This is a genomic window from Collimonas sp. OK412, from assembly GCF_900112135.1.
Classification (GTDB): domain Bacteria; phylum Pseudomonadota; class Gammaproteobacteria; order Burkholderiales; family Burkholderiaceae_D; genus Collimonas; species Collimonas rhizosphaerae.
This window is the reverse complement of record NZ_FOLC01000035.1, coordinates 29842-31263: the sequence shown is the minus strand read 5'-3', so window position 1 is coordinate 31263 and position 1422 is coordinate 29842. Positions and strand designations below refer to the sequence as shown.

At 57.0% G+C, this 1422-nt stretch carries 1 pseudogene; it reads left to right on the top strand.

The features are described from left to right. Positions 1–1422, top strand: a pseudogene (locus BM062_RS25380) (hypothetical protein); the annotation flags it as partial.

The following is a 1422-nucleotide window of genomic DNA, read 5'->3' as shown; positions in this document are numbered from 1 at the left end:
TCGCTGTCTACCTCGACATCGACCGGCATCACATCGTTGTCGACTGGGCTGAGCACCACCAACAGCAACGTGAGCTCATTGTCGACATCAACCTCCACGGGCTTGAGCACGACCAACAGCAACGTGACTTCGTTATCGACTTCAACCTCGACTGGCCTGAGCACGACCAATAGCAGTGTGGCGTCGCTGTCGACTTCGACATCGACCGGCATTACATCGCTGTCAACCGGCCTGAGCACCACCAACAGCAACGTGAGCTCATTGTCGACATCAACCTCCACGGGCTTGAGCACGACCAACAGCAACGTGACTTCGTTGTCGACTTCAACCTCGACAGGTTTGAGCACAACGAATAGCAGCGTTGCGTCGCTGTCGACCTCGACATCGTCTGGCATCACATCGTTATCGACCGGTATCAGCACAATACAGACCAATACAAATGCCTTGGGCAACAGTACAGCCTCTGCGCTCGGCGGCGGCGCGTCTTACGATCCGTCGACCGGCGCGATCAGTGCGCCGTCTTACACCATGTACAACGCCAATGGCACTACCAGCACGGTGAATAATGTTGGCGCCGCGATCGATAGCATCAACAGCCAAGGCATCAAATACTTCCATGCCAATTCGACCGGCGTCGATTCGATAGCCAGCGGTACCGACGCTGTCGCCATTGGCACCGGCGCCGTCGCCGTCGATAACAATGCCGTGGCTTTGGGTGCGAATTCCGTCACCGCGGCGCCGAATCCAACCGCGAGTGCCGTGATTGGCGGACAGACCTACAATTTTGCCGGAGCCAACCCTGCCAGCGTGGTAAGCGTGGGTGCGCCAGGATCGGAGCGTCAAGTTACCAATGTGGCTGCAGGCCAGATCAGCGCTACCAGCACCGACGCCATCAACGGCTCACAGCTTTACGCAACCAATACTGCGCTGACTTCGCTGTCTTCGTCGGTCGGTTCGGTCACTTCGCAGCTTGGTTCGCTGTCGACCGGCTTGAGCACCACCAACAGCAATGTCAATTCGTTGTCCACCTCGACTTCAACCGGCTTGAGCACGGCCAGCAGCAGTGTGGCATCGCTGTCGACTTCGACATCGACGGGTTTGAGCACGACCAACAGCAATGTGGATTCGCTTTCTACCTCGACTTCGACTGGTCTTAGCACGACCAACAGCAACGTGACTTCGTTGTCGACTTCAACTTCGACTGGTTTGAGTACAACCAACAGCAGCGTGGCGTCGCTGTCAACATCGACATCGACGGGCTTGAGCACGACCAATAGCAATGTGGATTCGCTGTCTACCTCGACGTCAACGGGTCTCAGCACAACCACCAGCAGCGTGGCGTCGCTGTCAACCTCGACTTCGACGGGCTTGAGCACGACGAACAGTAATGTGGATTCGCTGTCGACCTCGACGTCAACCGGT